The sequence below is a fragment of the Klebsiella sp. CSG-1 genome (genome assembly GCF_056521145.1).
Genome location: NZ_JBWNLD010000001.1, coordinates 586,283 through 600,468, shown reverse-complemented (window position 1 = coordinate 600,468; position 14,186 = coordinate 586,283). Strand labels below are relative to the sequence as shown.

At 50.7% G+C, this 14,186-nt stretch carries 19 protein-coding genes and 3 pseudogenes; 15 read left to right on the top strand and 7 right to left on the bottom strand.

Features of this window, described 5'->3' with window-relative positions; all coding sequences use genetic code 11:
* Nucleotides 1-51 precede the first annotated feature (51 nt).
* Nucleotides 52-726 (top strand): annotated as a pseudogene (locus AC007G_RS02860) (IS1 family transposase); the annotation flags it as partial.
* A gap of 420 nt (nucleotides 727-1,146) precedes the next feature.
* Nucleotides 1,147-1,365, top strand: a pseudogene (locus AC007G_RS02855) (hypothetical protein); the annotation flags it as partial.
* A 218-nt stretch (nucleotides 1,366-1,583) separates the two neighbouring features.
* Here AC007G_RS02855 and AC007G_RS02850 read toward each other — a convergent pair.
* Nucleotides 1,584-1,775 (bottom strand): annotated as a pseudogene (locus AC007G_RS02850) (integrase); the annotation flags it as partial.
* Nucleotides 1,776-1,817: 42 nt separating this feature from the next.
* On the opposite strand from AC007G_RS02850, the gene AC007G_RS02845 reads away from it, so the two are divergent.
* The 8 genes from AC007G_RS02845 (at nucleotide 1,818) to AC007G_RS02810 (ending at nucleotide 7,962) form a co-directional block, all read left to right on the top strand.
* A complete protein-coding gene (locus tag AC007G_RS02845; RefSeq protein WP_032689153.1) occupies nucleotides 1,818-2,003 on the top strand; it encodes a hypothetical protein in 186 nt (61 codons plus the stop codon).
* Between the two features lie 326 nt (nucleotides 2,004-2,329).
* A complete protein-coding gene (locus AC007G_RS02840) occupies nucleotides 2,330-2,623 on the top strand; it encodes a hypothetical protein (protein ID WP_032689152.1) in 294 nt (97 codons plus the stop codon).
* A gap of 791 nt (nucleotides 2,624-3,414) precedes the next feature.
* Entirely contained in the window at nucleotides 3,415-4,221 is an 807-nt protein-coding gene (locus AC007G_RS02835; RefSeq protein ID WP_260612542.1) for an efflux RND transporter periplasmic adaptor subunit, read from the top strand.
* A complete protein-coding gene (locus AC007G_RS02830) occupies nucleotides 4,218-4,919 on the top strand; it encodes a heavy metal response regulator transcription factor (protein WP_142630428.1) in 702 nt (233 codons plus the stop codon). Before AC007G_RS02835 ends, AC007G_RS02830 begins: the two co-directional genes overlap by 4 nt.
* Nucleotides 4,900-6,327: a heavy metal sensor histidine kinase gene (locus tag AC007G_RS02825; RefSeq protein WP_227699615.1), complete on the top strand. Its 1,428-nt coding sequence runs from the start codon at nucleotides 4,900-4,902 to the stop codon at nucleotides 6,325-6,327. The genes AC007G_RS02830 and AC007G_RS02825 overlap by 20 nt, the downstream gene beginning before the upstream one ends.
* 69 nt (nucleotides 6,328-6,396) lie before the next feature.
* The gene (locus AC007G_RS02820; RefSeq protein ID WP_046853005.1) at nucleotides 6,397-6,966 is read left to right on the top strand and encodes a class I SAM-dependent methyltransferase; all 570 of its coding nucleotides are present in this window, start codon (nucleotides 6,397-6,399) and stop codon (nucleotides 6,964-6,966) included.
* A gap of 43 nt (nucleotides 6,967-7,009) precedes the next feature.
* Entirely contained in the window at nucleotides 7,010-7,810 is an 801-nt protein-coding gene (locus AC007G_RS02815; protein ID WP_142630426.1) for a COG4705 family protein, read from the top strand.
* Nucleotides 7,807-7,962 (top strand): hypothetical protein, encoded by a 156-nt coding sequence (locus AC007G_RS02810; protein ID WP_155274647.1) that lies wholly within the window; start codon nucleotides 7,807-7,809, stop codon nucleotides 7,960-7,962. The genes AC007G_RS02815 and AC007G_RS02810 overlap by 4 nt, the downstream gene beginning before the upstream one ends.
* A gap of 48 nt (nucleotides 7,963-8,010) precedes the next feature.
* Here AC007G_RS02810 and AC007G_RS02805 read toward each other — a convergent pair whose 3' ends face one another.
* On the bottom strand, nucleotides 8,011-8,361 hold the full coding sequence (locus tag AC007G_RS02805; protein ID WP_032689148.1) for a DUF1304 domain-containing protein: 351 nt from the start codon (nucleotides 8,359-8,361) through the stop codon (nucleotides 8,011-8,013).
* Nucleotides 8,362-8,532: 171 nt separating this feature from the next.
* Here AC007G_RS02805 and AC007G_RS02800 point away from each other — a divergent pair, with 171 nt between their 5' ends.
* A complete protein-coding gene (locus AC007G_RS02800; RefSeq protein ID WP_032689146.1) occupies nucleotides 8,533-9,819 on the top strand; it encodes a citrate synthase in 1,287 nt (428 codons plus the stop codon).
* Between the two features lie 190 nt (nucleotides 9,820-10,009).
* Here AC007G_RS02800 and AC007G_RS02795 read toward each other — a convergent pair whose 3' ends face one another.
* From AC007G_RS02795 to AC007G_RS02785, 3 genes are all read right to left on the bottom strand, one after another.
* A complete protein-coding gene (locus AC007G_RS02795) occupies nucleotides 10,010-10,123 on the bottom strand; it encodes a YnaM/YnfT family protein (RefSeq protein WP_350340430.1) in 114 nt (37 codons plus the stop codon).
* A 39-nt stretch (nucleotides 10,124-10,162) separates the two neighbouring features.
* A complete protein-coding gene (locus tag AC007G_RS02790; protein ID WP_032689145.1) occupies nucleotides 10,163-10,399 on the bottom strand; it encodes a hypothetical protein in 237 nt (78 codons plus the stop codon).
* Nucleotides 10,400-10,612: 213 nt separating this feature from the next.
* Entirely contained in the window at nucleotides 10,613-10,846 is a 234-nt protein-coding gene (locus tag AC007G_RS02785; RefSeq protein ID WP_032689144.1) for a hypothetical protein, read from the bottom strand.
* A 553-nt stretch (nucleotides 10,847-11,399) separates the two neighbouring features.
* Between AC007G_RS02785 and ymcF the strand changes: the two genes are divergently transcribed.
* From ymcF to AC007G_RS02770, 3 genes are all read left to right on the top strand, one after another.
* Nucleotides 11,400-11,588: a cold shock small protein YmcF gene (gene ymcF / locus AC007G_RS02780; protein WP_072000024.1), complete on the top strand. Its 189-nt coding sequence runs from the start codon at nucleotides 11,400-11,402 to the stop codon at nucleotides 11,586-11,588.
* An 87-nt stretch (nucleotides 11,589-11,675) separates the two neighbouring features.
* Nucleotides 11,676-11,906: a hypothetical protein gene (locus AC007G_RS02775; RefSeq protein WP_032689141.1), complete on the top strand. Its 231-nt coding sequence runs from the start codon at nucleotides 11,676-11,678 to the stop codon at nucleotides 11,904-11,906.
* Between the two features lie 141 nt (nucleotides 11,907-12,047).
* On the top strand, nucleotides 12,048-12,260 hold the full coding sequence (locus AC007G_RS02770) for a hypothetical protein (RefSeq protein WP_004858906.1): 213 nt from the start codon (nucleotides 12,048-12,050) through the stop codon (nucleotides 12,258-12,260).
* Between the two features lie 9 nt (nucleotides 12,261-12,269).
* Here the strand turns inward: AC007G_RS02770 and AC007G_RS02765 are convergent, their stop codons facing one another.
* The gene (locus AC007G_RS02765) at nucleotides 12,270-12,542 is read right to left on the bottom strand and encodes a hypothetical protein (RefSeq protein ID WP_004858909.1); all 273 of its coding nucleotides are present in this window, start codon (nucleotides 12,540-12,542) and stop codon (nucleotides 12,270-12,272) included.
* 471 nt (nucleotides 12,543-13,013) lie between these two features.
* Here AC007G_RS02765 and AC007G_RS02760 point away from each other — a divergent pair, with 471 nt between their 5' ends.
* Nucleotides 13,014-13,178 (top strand): YnfU family zinc-binding protein, encoded by a 165-nt coding sequence (locus AC007G_RS02760; protein WP_213084089.1) that lies wholly within the window; start codon nucleotides 13,014-13,016, stop codon nucleotides 13,176-13,178.
* Nucleotides 13,179-13,289: 111 nt separating this feature from the next.
* Here AC007G_RS02760 and AC007G_RS02755 read toward each other — a convergent pair whose 3' ends face one another.
* Nucleotides 13,290-14,156, bottom strand: a complete 867-nt coding sequence (locus tag AC007G_RS02755) for a GNAT family N-acetyltransferase (RefSeq protein ID WP_032689137.1) — start codon at nucleotides 14,154-14,156, stop codon at nucleotides 13,290-13,292.
* Nucleotides 14,157-14,186 lie beyond the last annotated feature (30 nt).

Genomic DNA, 14,186 nt, shown 5'->3' with positions numbered 1-14,186 from the left:
ATGCTGCCAACTTACTGATTTAGTGTATGATGGTGTTTTTGAGGTGCTCCCGTGGCTTCCATCTCCATCAGTGGTCCCTCCTGCTCTGCTACTGAAGGCGTGGTGCGTAACGGTAAAAGTACTGCCGGACATCAGCGCTATCTCTGCTCTCACTGCCGTAAAACATGGCAGCTACAGTTCACTTACACCGCCTCTCAGCCCGTATACACCAGAAAATTATTGATATGGCCATGAATGGCGTCGGATGTCGCGCCAGTGCACGCATTATGGGCGTTGGCCTCAACACGATTTTACGACACTTAAAAAACTCAGGCCGCAGTCGGTAAACTCACGCATACAACCGGGCAGTGACGTCATTGTTTGCGCGGAAATGGACGAACAGTGGGGTTACGTCGGCGCTAAATCACGCCAGCGCTGGTTGTTTTACGCGTATGACAGGATACGGAGGACGGTTGTGGCGCACGTCTTCGGTGAACGCACTCTGGCCACACTGGAGTGCTGTCGGCCTTTGAGGTCGTGGTATGGATGACGGATGGCTGGCCGCTGTATGAATCACGCCTGAAGGGAAAGCTGCACGTTATCAGCAAGCGTTACACTCAGCGCATTGAGCGACATAACCTGAATCTGAGACAACATCTGGCAAGGCTGGGACGGAAGTCACTGTCGTTCTCAAAATCGGTGGAGCTGCATGACAAAGTCATCGGGCATTACCTGAAAGTGGACTATTCCCCGGCAGATACATTTGAAGCCATTGTAAACCCTGAACTGAAATACAGGATTGGTCGAAATATTACAAGTGAGGTCGTTGAGGCATCTGATATCGGCGCAGCATTGATTTTTGACCGTGTATTATCTGATACGGAAATAAATTCAATTTACGAGTACTTCAAGGACTACTACGCCCGCCGTGGCATCAGCATTTAAGAGGTGATTCTATGGCATCTGGTGGCGGTGGCATATACGGAAGTGGTCACAGCCTTACCGGTGGCACCAACGCAAAAATATATCGGCACCTCTGCATCGTTCCCGATTGCATGTGCTGGTAAATTCTATCGATGTAGAAAAGACGATCTAACCGCAACCACACAGACAGCTGCACAAATTCTCCCGGCAGATTTTTCCTCGGTTGGTTCTCGCTTCTCATAAGGCGGTTACGTTGTGCTGGATATATCCCTGAAGCCAAAGCATGGTAGTCAGGTTCTGATCCAGCACGGCGGCGGGACGGAGCTTGCCACGCCAAGAGGAAAGTCACTGATTACCGAAGATGGCGAAGCGATCGAGGGTGAAGCCCTTGATGATGTTACTGTCATCGGTGTCGTGACGTTTACTATCTGCGATGTGCGCCAGGACAATGCGGTTGTTTAGTCGCTGTCAGCTCGAGGCTGCTGTGTCGTAGATGTGGCGTGACAGGAATGCACGATAAAGACAGGGATGTATTTAAACGACACGAAACGACACAAAACCGGATGCGAACGCGGAAAACATGTGTGATTACAGTGTGTTATTTAACGCTCTACTTTCTTCTAAGCCGTAGGTCACAGGTTCGAACCCTGTAGGGCGTACCATTCAAAATCAAGCAATAATCAACTTTCTCCAGTCGCTGATACTCCTTCGTGGGACATATTTGGGACATTTTCTGCAAAATCGAGTCAATTTGTCGCGCATACTCAGTTAAATGGTTAGCTGCAAAATGGGCATATCTGCGTACCATCTTTATGCACTCCCATTTCCCGCACAACAGAAAGCGGAACGCCGGACTGAATTAACCAACAGGCGGCCACCCGCTCGACCCGACAATCTGGTTAGAGGAAAGTGAATTGATAAAGGACTACCTGATTGTGGCCTACCTGACGGCAATTGCTGGCTGGCCAGTCACGCTGACATTAACTGGACTCTCTGCAGGAGTGGCGCTCTATACGAGACGCAGGGTGCTGGGCGTTGTTCTCATCGTTTTGTGCATGCTGGTGGCCATCGCAGCGTGGCAGTTTGAACGTTACATGTAGAATCATCCCCCACTGATAAAATGCCCATATCTTATTTACAGGCAGAAACGGCGTGTTCTGGCTATGTATGTCAGGAGTGGCGTGTTATCGTTTTTAGTCCTGAGTGAAACTGGCAAAGAGACGACGATAGCCCGAGGTGAGGCATTAGGCCTGGCACAGGCTTTTAATGCGCGGGCAGGTCAATAACGCCTGTTGTGAGTGTTGAGGTAAAGCTCGTAGTTGACCTACCATTTTTAATGGAGCATCACAGGCAATTGCGAAAGATCAATATTGACTAACATTTCAGTGAATATCCTGGAGGTTCCTCTAACGCTCGAGAGAGCCAAATGAATATAAAATCAGTCACGACTGTCGTACTCGCTGCCGTCTTCGTTTTTGTATCAGAGATGGCCATCGCCAAATCTAACCAGCTAACTGATGACCAGGTTAAGCAAAGAATTATCGACGACTCTATCGCATCCTATCCCGGCACCTGCGCCTGTCCATTTAATACGGCACGCAACGGAAGCTCATGCGGCCGCCGCAGCGCCTGGAGCAAAGCCGGTGGGGCTTCACCCATCTGCTACAAGAAAGAGATCTCGAAGGCGATGATCAAAGAATGGCATCAGCAGAATCTGTAAGCCTCGACAGCTTAACGGTGAGATTTTGCTTTTGAAACATCACGTATGTTGGTTCAATTTTTTGCTAACTATTTAAATAAAATAACGGATTTTACGTTTTGAGGAAACTGAATCAACATATTTTGTCTGTATATAGAAAATTCTCCCGTACGTAAATTTGAGTGCAATTTGGGGCCAATGAAGATTACCGTTATATGAGAACCCTCCAGAATAAAAATTGCATGATAAAGAGTCAGGGGCAGGCCATAGAAAAATATATGGGGAGGCATTGGGGGAGAGGTATAATTTTATTAATTTATGAGTCGATTTCAGTAAGCGAACGCAGAATGGTCGTTATTAAAAATGGCGACCGTGGTCGCCATAATGATTAATAACAGGTACCGCCAGCATGATGTGAACCTGTTCCGCCATGCGGATGGGTACCTTTCGGACAGGCGATTGCAGAAACCGACATGACGCCAAACGCGGCAACCAGAATTATTACTATGATTTTTTTCATTTTTTAAACCTTGCCTGAAACGGTAATGCGATGGTTATTGCAGGTTCGCTCTGCGGCGATTAAATATTACATCCGGCCTGAATCCGTTCTGATGCGGGGATTAATATTAACTTTTTAATGCGTCTATTGCATTCATCAAATAGGTATAAAAACCGCTCACGTTATCCATTTTTGCTCACCATCAGGGGCTGCGTTTCGCCACGCAGATGACAAAATTGTCATTCGGCTGGCGCCTTTTTGTCGGGCGGCGGTGAGTAGACTGGTATGACTGTTTTTCTGACGGCATAGAGCCATGAACGTATTACGCATCAGACCCTTTCCGGTCATCCTTCTGCTGGCAGGCCCCCTTGCGCTGTATCTGTTTTTTTTCCGCCAGAATGCCGTATCAGCCTCCCCGAAAAACGCGCCGCCGCCGTTAGTGAGTTTGTCTTCGGCGCAGCTCACCTCGCTGCCACTGAGTCTGACGACGCAAGGGCATGTGGTCTCGCTTAATCAGGTTGATATCCAATCGCAAATTACCGGAACGGTTAAGCGCGTGGCGTTTCAGGAAGGGGCATTTGTCCGGCAGGGACAGCTGCTGTTTACTCTCGAGGATTCCACGCAACAGGCAACTCTGCATCGGGACCAGGCGTCCCGGGAGCAGGCGCAATCGCAGCTGGATAAAGCGCAGCGGGATCTGGCGCGTGGCCGTGCGTTGAAGGCGCAGAACGACATTTCAGCCTCCGACTGGGAGACTTTGCTCAGTATCCGCCAACAATATGTGGCCCAGGCGCAGGCGGCGCAGGAAGATATTCTTAGTGCCGAAGCGCAGCTGGGCTATACGCGGATTTATGCTCCGGTGAGCGGCAAAACAGGCGCGCTCAATGTACATCCCGGTAGTCTGGTGCAGCCGGGCAGCAGTCTACCGCTGGTTACCGTTCATCAATTTGACCCGGTGGGGATCTCGTTAACGCTTGCGGAAAACGATCTCAATGCCGTGGTGGGCGGGCTGGTGTTTTCGCAATTTATTACCCTGTTTATTACCCCGGTGCTGTATCTTCTCTTTGAGAAAACTGGGCGGAAAAGTGCGGCCCTGGCGCCGCAGACGGAGGCACAATGAGACTACTGCTGGTCGAAGATCAAACGATGGCGGCGGACTATATCGCCAGGGGGCTGCGGGAGAACGACTTTGTGGTCGATGTCGCGCACGATGGCGTGGACGGTTTACACTTTTTGCTGACTAACGACTACAATCTGGCGATTCTCGACGTGATGCTGCCGGGGATGAATGGCTGGAAAATCCTGGAGCTGGCCCGACAGGCAGGAAAGCTGACGCCGGTGATGTTTCTCACCGCCCGTGATGACGTTGAAGACCGGGTATGTGGCCTGGAGCTGGGGGCGGAAGATTACCTGATTAAGCCTTTCTCTTTCAGCGAACTGCTGGCGAGAGTACGGGTAATTATGCGCCGTGGCGCACCTCATGCCGCCAGCAGCGAGGAGGCTGTGCTGCAGATAAGCGATCTGCAACTCGATTTTCTCAAGCACCGGGCGTCGCGTAATGGTAAACGTATTGAGTTGACGCAAAAGGAGTTTCTGCTGCTGAGTTTGCTGATGCGCCGCCGTGGCGAAGTGCTGTCGCGTACCGTGCTGGCCGAACAGGTGTGGGATATGAATTTTGACCCGGAGACCAACGTGATTGATGTTGCAGTCCGCCGCCTGCGTAGCAAAATCGACGACGGGTATGAGGTGAAGCTGCTGCATACCATCCGTGGCGCGGGATACGTACTGGAAGAGAGGAATGATGCTGATTCCGCGTAATTTTCCGATAACGCTGCGACTGACGCTCTACTTCTCCCTTGCCATGGGGCTGGTATTGTACAGCGTGACCGGCCTGCTGTACTCGACGATGCGTAACCAGCTCGGGCAGAAGGATATCGACGAGCTACGCAGTACGCTGCGTTTTCAACAGGAGATAGCAACCACCATCAGCGAGCGCCAGGGGCCGAAGGATCTCTGGCAGCAGGAGCTATTCGAGTTCATCGCTCGTCAGGAACGGCTGTCGCTACGTATTATCAGCCCGGACGGTAAGGTCTGGGCGCAGTCGAAAAATATGCACGTACCGCAGCAGGATTTTCCGGCCCCGTCCAGTGAGTTCCACTACAGCGAGTGGAAATATTCCCGCCACGACGTCAGTGAAAAATATCTGATCGTCTCAACGGAATTTATCCTCAAAGATAATCAACCGTGGCGAGTCCAGGCGGCGCTGAATGTATCAAAAAACAATGAGATCATTGAAGACTACTGGCAACGAATGCAGATTGTCGCGGCGCTGGCGGTGGTTCTCTTTTCTGCTCTTGGCTACTGGCTGGCGCGAAGGGGGTTACTGCCGCTGCGCACCATGAGCCGGGAGATTGAGCATATCCACGCCGGGGAGTTACACACTCGCCTGTCGACCCAGCGCTGGCCGTCGGAACTGAATGTGCTGTCGGCATCCTTCGACGGCATGATGACCCGTCTTGAAGCCTCTTTTACGCAGTTGACCCGTTTTTCATCGGATATAGCCCATGAGCTGCGTGGTCCCATCAACAATCTGATTTCCGCCGCCAGCGTAACGCAAAGCAAAGCTCGCAGCGCGGAAGAGTACCGGGACACGCTGGCGGCCATTGTGGAAGAGGGCGAGCGCCTGTCGCGAATGATTTCATCGATGCTGTTCCTCGCCCGGGCCGATAACAGCCGTGAGCCGCTGCATCTTGAACACCTCACCAGTGCGACGGAGTTTGCGCGTCAGATAAACCTCTATGATGTGCTGGCGGAGGAGAAGAACATCACCCTGATCAGCGAAGGGGAAGTGGATTTTTACGCTGACCCGATTCATCTGCAGCGTGCGCTGTCGAACCTGTTGTCCAATGCGCTACGCCACACGCCCTCCGGCGGTAAAATTGTGCTGCGCGCCGGGCGGGAAAATGGTCAGATTGTGCTCAGCGTCGAAGATAATGGCGAAGGCATCAGCCCCGAACATTTGCCGCATATTTTCGACCGTTTTTACCGACTGGATGACGCCCGTAGCAACGCTGAGAACACCGGTCTGGGGTTGGCGCTGGTCAAAACCATTGCGGAGCTGCACGGCGGCAGGATAGTCGTGACGAGCACACCGCACAGGGGCAGCTGTTTTTCATTGCTCCTGCCTGAGCGCAACGAAAGCCCCCTCAAGCGAACAAAATTGTAATCCGGGCGTTGAGCCAGAGTCATCCACGGTAGCGGATAATCCATTATCCGCTACCGTCAGGTGATAATCATGCATAACAATCCATTTTCTCATTCTGCCGGAGCCGCGTTGACGCGCGGTTCTTCTTACCTGCGCCAGTTTATTGCCGACCCGAGGACGACCGGGGCGCTGCTGCCTTCATCGGCCGCGCTCTGTCGCGCGATGATGAACCAGGTTGACTGGGGCGTCAGCCTGTCGATTGCCGAGCTGGGCGCGGCTAACGGTGTGTTAACAAAAGGGATCCTGTCGCGGATGCGCCGCGATGCGATGCTCGATGCCTACGAAATTAATCCGGGATTCGTCGGCCAGCTACAGGCCATTGACGATCGCCGTCTTAACGTGGTGGCCGCATCGGCGGAAAGGCTGATCAATCCCTACGATATCGTCTTTTCCTGCCTGCCGCTGCTCTCGCTTCCGCTGCGTATCAGCATGCGCATTCTGAATCAGATCCGCCAACAGATGTCGGCGCACGGACTGTTTATCCAGTTTCAGTACAGCCCATTGTCTGAAACGTTGCTTTCCCGCTATTTCCGCTGGCAGCGCATTGTGGTGATGCGCAATCTGCCGCCCGCATTGGTGTATGTCTGCACGCTACGTTAACGCTGGTCTGTGCCAGTAGAAGATAGGTAATAAGAGGGGATATATGAATACGTCGACAATATCGCCGCCGTGGCTGAATAAAGTGCCTGAGGTCACGCTGGTCTTCTGGTTAATTAAAATGATGTCGACCACGGTCGGGGAAACCGCTGCCGATTATCTCAATATGGATTTGGGATTTGGTCTGCTGAATACTTCGTGGGTGGTCGGCGGGCTGTTGCTCGTCACTCTGGTTTTTCAACTGCGGGAAACTCGCTATCAGCCGGTGATCTATTGGCTGACGGTGGTGTTTATCAGCATTTTCGGGACCCTGGTGACCGACAATTTAAGCGATGCTTTGCATGTACCGCTAGCCTATAGCTCGCTCTTTTTCGCCCTGGCGCTGCTGGTGACTTTTGTTCTGTGGTACGCGCGGGAAAAGACCCTGTCCATTCACCATATCGATAACCGGGTCAGAGAGCGGTTCTACTGGTTGGCTATTTTGTTTACTTTTGCGCTGGGGACAGCCGTAGGGGATGGTCTGGCTGAAGGGCTGAACATGGGCTATTACAGCGCAGCGGCCTTCTTTGGCGGCTGGATTTTAATCATTGCGACGGCACTCTTTGTTTTCCGTGCCAATGCGGTGTTCTGCTTCTGGGCGGCATATATCCTGACCCGTCCCTTCGGTGCCGCCTGCGGCGATCTGTTGTCACAGCCGGTTGAAAACGGCGGTTTTGGCTTTGGCGCCAACGTCGTCAGCCTGATCTTCGGGGCCGTTATTGTTGTACTGGTAGGCTGCCTGTCGATTATTGAACGACACAAGCCGGCGCCAGATTCCGTGCGCAGCGATGAGGAGTCGCCGAGATGAAGAGAAAAGGAGTCTATCTGTTGTGGCTTATGGCTTCGCTGCTGAGTATCGGGCCAGCGATGTCCGATGCGCGGGTCCATAAAGTGGCCAGCATATGGGTGCTTTCGCCAATGGCCTGGGAGGCATCCCGGCACTTACCGCCCGGAGAGTGACTCACGTCCCGCCGTCAAAGTCGACGGCGGTCTTCTCCGACGCCTGCATTAGCTGACGTACAGCGCTATCAGCGCCACCGTTGCCGGAAGTGCCTGCACATACAGTATTTTTCGGCTGGCGGTTGCGGCGCCGAACAGCCCGGCGATCACCACGCAGATCAGAAAGAACGCTTTAAACTCAAATCCGCTCTCTGGACTCCAGAGTCCCCACAGCAAACCCGCGGCCAAAAAACCGTTATACAGGCCCTGATTGGCTGCCATCACCCGGGTCTCGCGGGCAAAACTGGCGCTAAGGCCGAATGCTTTGCGCCCGGTCGGACTCTCCCACAAAAACATCTCCAGGATCAGAATGTAGATATGGATGGCGGCGACGACAAAAATAAGCGTATTGGCTAACACGGTAGTCCTTATTCAGGTTAGAGCACAGGAAGCCCGGGTAAAACCCGCTTTTATCGCGTGTTTAACCGTTTATATCAAAGAATAGCCGCATCACCCTGGCTATGTTGGAAATTCGGCCTGAAGAATGTCTTCAGGGTGATCATGCGTTGGCTGTTGAGGGGAATTTACAGGATGGGAACGAAACCGTTAATACTTTCTTTGGATGGACAAGAGGCCATCCCTCTGAATACGGTGTCCGGGACGCTGGGTCACCTCGGTATTGATCTCCGCGCGCTCGCGAATTCAGGAATATGCAGTTTTGACCCTGGCTTCAGCAATACCGCCGGCTGTGAGTCGGCCATTTCCTATATCGATACTGAAAATAGCGTCCTGCTGCACCGTGGCTATCCGGTAGACCAGCTGGCCAGGCAGTGTGAATTCCTGGAGGTGGCGTACATTATGCTGCACGGCGAGGCGCCCGATGAGGAGAGTTATCAGGTCTTCCGGGAAAAAATTACCCGTCACACCCTGGTGCACGAACAGATGGCGAAAATGTGCAGCGGATTTCGTCGCGACTCCCATCCGATGGCGCTGATGTGTGCCATGGTGGGCGCACTGGCCGCGTTCTATCACGATGTGCTGGATGTCGAAAACCCCGAGCATCGTGCGCTGGCCGCCACCCGCTTGCTTTCCAAAATGCCCACCCTCGCGGCGATGAGCTATAAGTTTTCTATCGAGCAACCTGCGGTCTACCCAAGAAACGATCTCTCTTATGCCGGGAATTTCCTGCATATGCTGTTTGCGATTCCAGCGGAAAAGTACCAGGTGAATCCGGTTATTGAGCAAGCCTTGAACCAGATTATGGTGCTCCATGCCGATCACGGGCAGTGTGCATCAACCACGACGGTTCGTGCGGCCGGCTCCTCCGGGGCTAATCTCTTCGCCTGCGTGGCGGCCGGTCTGGCGTCGATGTGGGGGCCGATGCACGGCGGCGCCAACGAGGCCAGCATGCAAATGCTGGGGGATATTGAGAGCGTCGAACAGGTCCCGGCGTTTATCAGTAAGGTGAAAAGGGATCCTCTGGCTTTCCGCCGACTGGGCTTTGGCAACTCGCGCTACAAATATCTCGATCCCCGGGCGGCCATTCTGCGCGAAACCTGCCATAAGGTGCTGGCGGAGCTGGGAATGTCGGACCGACTGCTTCAGGTGGCAATGGCTCTGGAAGAGGTGGCGCTCAACGATTCCTACTTTGTTGAGAATGGACTTTCGCCGAGCGTCGATTTCTATACCGCCGTGATCCTGAAAGCGATGGGTCTACCTTCGTCGATGTTTGTCGTCATGACCGCGGTGGGGCGTACGCTGGGTTGGGTCGCACACTGGAACGAAATGCATGAGTCGCCGCTGAATATTTACCGTCCACGCCAGATTTACACCGGAGAAGCCGCGCGGGATTACGTTTCACGTCGCGGGATAAAATAAACGCATGCCCGGTCCGGTGATGAAAGGCGTTGCCGGACTTTCCACATGCGGGGGCAGGACAGGGAGCGGTTGGCCAGAGATGCGTCGTTATGCTATCTGCAATGCAGCCGGTAGCGATGCAACAGGATGTCTGAGGAAGAGATAGCGTCGAGGTGCTGGCCTTTAGCGGAAGATTAAATTGCGATGAAGTTTATATATCCGTGTTATCCGGGTTATTTGAAACGGCAATCCATAACAGCGACAGGGAAAATAAAGCCAGCGCGGCGACGGAACCGATAATTCCGAGATAAATAAATAGTGTCATAAACATAGTGTGACCTTCGGTGTAGTTAATCAGTGTTGGTTATATTTTTTTAAAATCAATCGATAAGCTCTCTTCCAGAGCATCAATCGCAATCTGCAAGAGGGGGCCTTCATCGGACCAGTTCTTCCTGGCTCCCGGGCTTTTCAGCAGCGCCAGCAGTCCGGCTGCACCCACAGGCGCACCGCTGCTGATAATTTCAAGCACAGCGTCCCCGATAATCGCTCTGACCGTCGGTAGCTGGGATGGATGGCAAAAAAAAGTGTTTGCCGCTTTCATGTTGAAACCTCGAAGGACGCGTTCGGCGCGAGTTGCTAACTCTGACGTTGGCTCAGGCAAATGACTCTGCATATCATTGTGGGCCAACTACGACGATGCACCTTTTTACAGGTGAAAGATACAAATTAATTCTCTTCAGAGAATATTTAAAAAAAACTTAAGTTATTGAAAGGGATAACGAGCCCGATAGCGGTGCAGCCGCCGCCGTGGCCATTATAATTTTCCGTTTACGCGTTGATTATCCGACAAAACGTCGATTGCGGTTTGCAGGGCAATTTTATCATCGCGGCTCTTTTGCGTGCGCTGAAGCACCTGCAGATACTCACGTAGCGTTCTGGCGTTGATCGGGCGGCCAAGCTTTCCGACTTCAAGCACGGCATTGCCCAGAATGATTTTAACGGGCGGGAGCTGGGCTGGGTACCAGTCAAGGGTGTCTTCCGATCTCATAGCAAAAATCTCCGGGAGAGACAGAATACCACAAAATAAGTGTAACATGGGGCGCCAGCAGGAATAAGCTACTGATAAAGTTGTCAGTTATAGTCAGTATTTGCATAGTTTTACGGGCAAAAAAATACTGTTAAAAAGCTGTAAAAAATAATGCTTGCCAATTGCTGATTTACATGCGTTAATGGTTTCAACGGTTTGAGTCTTAAAAATTATCTGCAACAGTTCCTGGAATTTTCTCATCGCATTTATCATCTGATATCTCCTTTTGGGTATTTTTCTCTTCGATAAGTTTTTTTGCAGACCAGATATGCCCAAGGGCAAATTAAAAAAACGAACAACATATCTTAGACAATCACTAAAATAAGTCATGATTAAGCTGGTGAAAACCTCAGATTAATCATACAGAGAACGGTCGCAAAGAAAGCGTATTCTTGGCCTGCTGTTCAGCACGGTGATTTCTGCACTATCCTTGAAAACCACAGATGAGTTTTCACCAGAGTATAACCTCTAGTCCCTGCGGTAGTGAATGTTGTCACACATCAAGGTTAACATTATGATTGAATACATTCATTTCAGATGCCCATGTTGTCATGGGTCACAATACAGAACATCGAATTACGATGTGACGGAAAAAAATCCCTTTGGCGCAAAATGTATCTTTTGTAAAACATCAATGATTACATTTGATAATATTGCTCCTTACATTTCCAGCGGCACGGCGACAATGGCGTGTCGGAAATAAAGAAAGGGCCCCGGACGGGGCCTTTTCTTTTTCATCACACAATGCATGGCATAGTCATCATTATGCTTTCAGCCAGGTGGTAGACTCATGAAGAAAGTTATTGTTTTTTTCAATGCATTACCGGCAGTTGTCGCGAAAATAGTGCCGGGGGTAACAACAATATTACGTGAGTATCCTAACGGTGAACAAAAACAGCTGCAGATCATGTCTGCTGAATTTCCTTCCTTGACCGGCGATCATCGCATTGTGCATGTTGCCTCCGATCGCGATTTAACATCGGCCGAGATTCAAAACGCGGCGGTAAAACTGTTGTCATAGCGCAGCGATGAGCGGTCGGCTGCGGCAGGATGAGTCAACCTCTATGCCGCGCCGACAGGGGCGACAGCATCATTTAATGGGTGAATGTTCGGTGAGCACCTATAATTTAAAGGCGTGTGTTGCTATTTGAGGTAAAGATGTATGATTACGCACCCGGAAGTTCGGCGCTGGGCATCGGTGATGCTGACCTCCGCTTTACGCGGAGAGATGTCCCAGGAAGAAATATTGAAACAGGTTCATATGATTTGTGAGAATCATGGTTCAGCGTGCCTGGAAGATGTTATTGATGAAATTTTAATTGAAGCGGGCCGTATTGGCTCAGGGCATAGCGACGGCACGTTTTATCGACATTGAACCTGAACACTAAAAGGCTATCGTGAAAGATCCTTTTTCATCGGAGATGGTCAGCTCTTTTCTTTCCGCCGCCCATACCATCTCCTGATTCTTAGAGCTAAAATAAGACCCGCGCATAATTTTTTCTTCGCCAAAATCAAATGTGATCTCAACAGGATGAACGGTGATGTCAATCATATAAAGATGGCCATCGACGTAACCTTTTACGCTGGCCGTGACCTGTTTCCCAATCCCGATATCGGTACGACAATTTTGAGCGTGAATTGTTGAGTTTTCAGTCATTTCTTATCTCTTGTTTATCTGTAATCATTCGATATGAATGAACATTACCATATCTCATTCATCATATAAGAGGTAATTTAAGACTTATACTATTTATCTTATTTTTATCGGGATTTCTGCATTTAATAGGGCGATCGTGCTGTTTTTAGTGAAAACACCTGAAGCTGCGCATCATGATACCTCATACCGAGTCTGCCGCAAGCGGGACGCCTTCCGGAAAATAAGTAAAACTTCCTTTATATTGATGCAGTTAATAATATCTGACGATCGAGTAACACCATCGCGAGGGATGAACAGAAAATCGGCAATGAGGCATCCTGATTTAAGCATGACGCGATGTCATCACGTAAATAGCGGATTAAACCGCGATAAATTCCTCACCCTGGTCATTTCCCCGTGCGCCCTGATGTTGTGTGTTTTTTAATCAGTTGGTGGTATGATAGACCACATTCATTCAGCGGGTAAAGGTCTATGTCATTCTTCGACAACGCAGTGAAGCGCTTGAGTTCCACCTCTGATACCACGGTAACCTGCCCGCAATGCGGGCATAAATCACGGCAGCCGGTGAACAAAATTAAAAAAGGGGTAACATTATTGTGTCCGCGCTGCAAGTCTCTGTTTATCGTCACTAAATAATGTTTTCACCTCTTCCGCCACGCCCCGGTGGGGTCATCGCGGGAGAGGTGGTTGCCGCCTGGGCTTCAGCCTCGGTACGGGCTTGCGCCAGTCGCAATATGGCTGGGAGACTCAGGCATGCGAGAGCGTCGGGAACATCAGCTTACGCTCCTTAAAGATATTTTCTTTTGCCGTATAGATGAAAAGAAAATCATCAATTTCAATTTTTTCATATTCACCTGCCCGGTCTTCCCTGGGAGTAAAGCCTAAAATAACCTGCCGGGTATGTTGCGCCGCAAGTTCATTCACGATGCTGGTCATCGAACTCGCGCTGTCACAGAAAATATCAAAACAGAGCAATGCATGATCGTTTTGCATGGCGATCGCCACGGCATTATTTTTCTCCGAGTAATAGACGAAGTGCTTCATAAACGCCGAACAGTAGAACATCAACAGACCGAAGTTATTGTGTGCCGAAAGGCGGGAGAACGGGTTGGCTTTCTGATAATAGTATTTGAGGATATTCACATCGCTCTCTTTATCCATATCCAGCTTGCGAAAATCCCCGGCAACGGGCGTAACCGGCAGGGCGTACTGGTATTCGTCGGTTTGTTCAAAGCCGAATTTAGGATAGAAATCAACGGTTGTGGAGTTAGCGAAGAGAAAAATACCGTCGGCCTGCTCCTGCCAGTCAGTCAGAATATGGTTAATCAGTTGGCTGGCCAGGCCCTTTTCGCGATGATCGGTGGCGGTCATCACGGTCCCAATCTGGATATAGCGCCTGGGTTCTCCCTGCCACATGAGATCGATAATGTTAGCCGACGCATTGGCAATCACTTTATTATGATCAACAAACGCATAAGGAATATAGGACTCGGTCCAGTAGCCTTTCTTGTACCACTCTTTAAAAGAGAGATCGAAGGTCTTAATTGCCAAATTAATGAAGCTGTTTCTTAACACATCATCATGGACAACCTGCTTGACTAATTTGTATTTCATTGGTCTGTATTCCTTTTTATAAGTTCTGAG

Excerpts from the sequence above, each read along its gene's own strand:
- AC007G_RS02815 (WP_142630426.1), top strand. The coding sequence starts at position 7,010 with ATGAATACGTCGACAATATCGCCGCCGTGGCTGAATAAAGTGCCTGAG.
- ymcF (WP_072000024.1), top strand. The coding sequence starts at position 11,400 with ATGATTGAATACATTCATTTCAGATGCCCATGTTGTCATGGGTCACAA.
- AC007G_RS02760 (WP_213084089.1), top strand. The coding sequence starts at position 13,014 with ATGTCATTCTTCGACAACGCAGTGAAGCGCTTGAGTTCCACCTCTGAT.
- AC007G_RS02790 (WP_032689145.1), bottom strand. The coding sequence starts at position 10,399 with ATGAAAGCGGCAAACACTTTTTTTTGCCATCCATCCCAGCTACCGACG.
- AC007G_RS02755 (WP_032689137.1), bottom strand. The coding sequence starts at position 14,156 with ATGAAATACAAATTAGTCAAGCAGGTTGTCCATGATGATGTGTTAAGA.
- AC007G_RS02810 (WP_155274647.1), top strand. The coding sequence starts at position 7,807 with ATGAAGAGAAAAGGAGTCTATCTGTTGTGGCTTATGGCTTCGCTGCTG.
- AC007G_RS02785 (WP_032689144.1), bottom strand. The coding sequence starts at position 10,846 with ATGAGATCGGAAGACACCCTTGACTGGTACCCAGCCCAGCTCCCGCCC.
- AC007G_RS02820 (WP_046853005.1), top strand. The coding sequence starts at position 6,397 with ATGCATAACAATCCATTTTCTCATTCTGCCGGAGCCGCGTTGACGCGC.
- AC007G_RS02800 (WP_032689146.1), top strand. The coding sequence starts at position 8,533 with ATGGGAACGAAACCGTTAATACTTTCTTTGGATGGACAAGAGGCCATC.
- AC007G_RS02795 (WP_350340430.1), bottom strand. The coding sequence starts at position 10,123 with ATGACACTATTTATTTATCTCGGAATTATCGGTTCCGTCGCCGCGCTG.
- AC007G_RS02830 (WP_142630428.1), top strand. The coding sequence starts at position 4,218 with ATGAGACTACTGCTGGTCGAAGATCAAACGATGGCGGCGGACTATATC.
- AC007G_RS02825 (WP_227699615.1), top strand. The coding sequence starts at position 4,900 with ATGATGCTGATTCCGCGTAATTTTCCGATAACGCTGCGACTGACGCTC.
- AC007G_RS02765 (WP_004858909.1), bottom strand. The coding sequence starts at position 12,542 with ATGACTGAAAACTCAACAATTCACGCTCAAAATTGTCGTACCGATATC.
- AC007G_RS02770 (WP_004858906.1), top strand. The coding sequence starts at position 12,048 with ATGATTACGCACCCGGAAGTTCGGCGCTGGGCATCGGTGATGCTGACC.
- AC007G_RS02775 (WP_032689141.1), top strand. The coding sequence starts at position 11,676 with ATGAAGAAAGTTATTGTTTTTTTCAATGCATTACCGGCAGTTGTCGCG.
- AC007G_RS02840 (WP_032689152.1), top strand. The coding sequence starts at position 2,330 with ATGAATATAAAATCAGTCACGACTGTCGTACTCGCTGCCGTCTTCGTT.
- AC007G_RS02835 (WP_260612542.1), top strand. The coding sequence starts at position 3,415 with ATGAACGTATTACGCATCAGACCCTTTCCGGTCATCCTTCTGCTGGCA.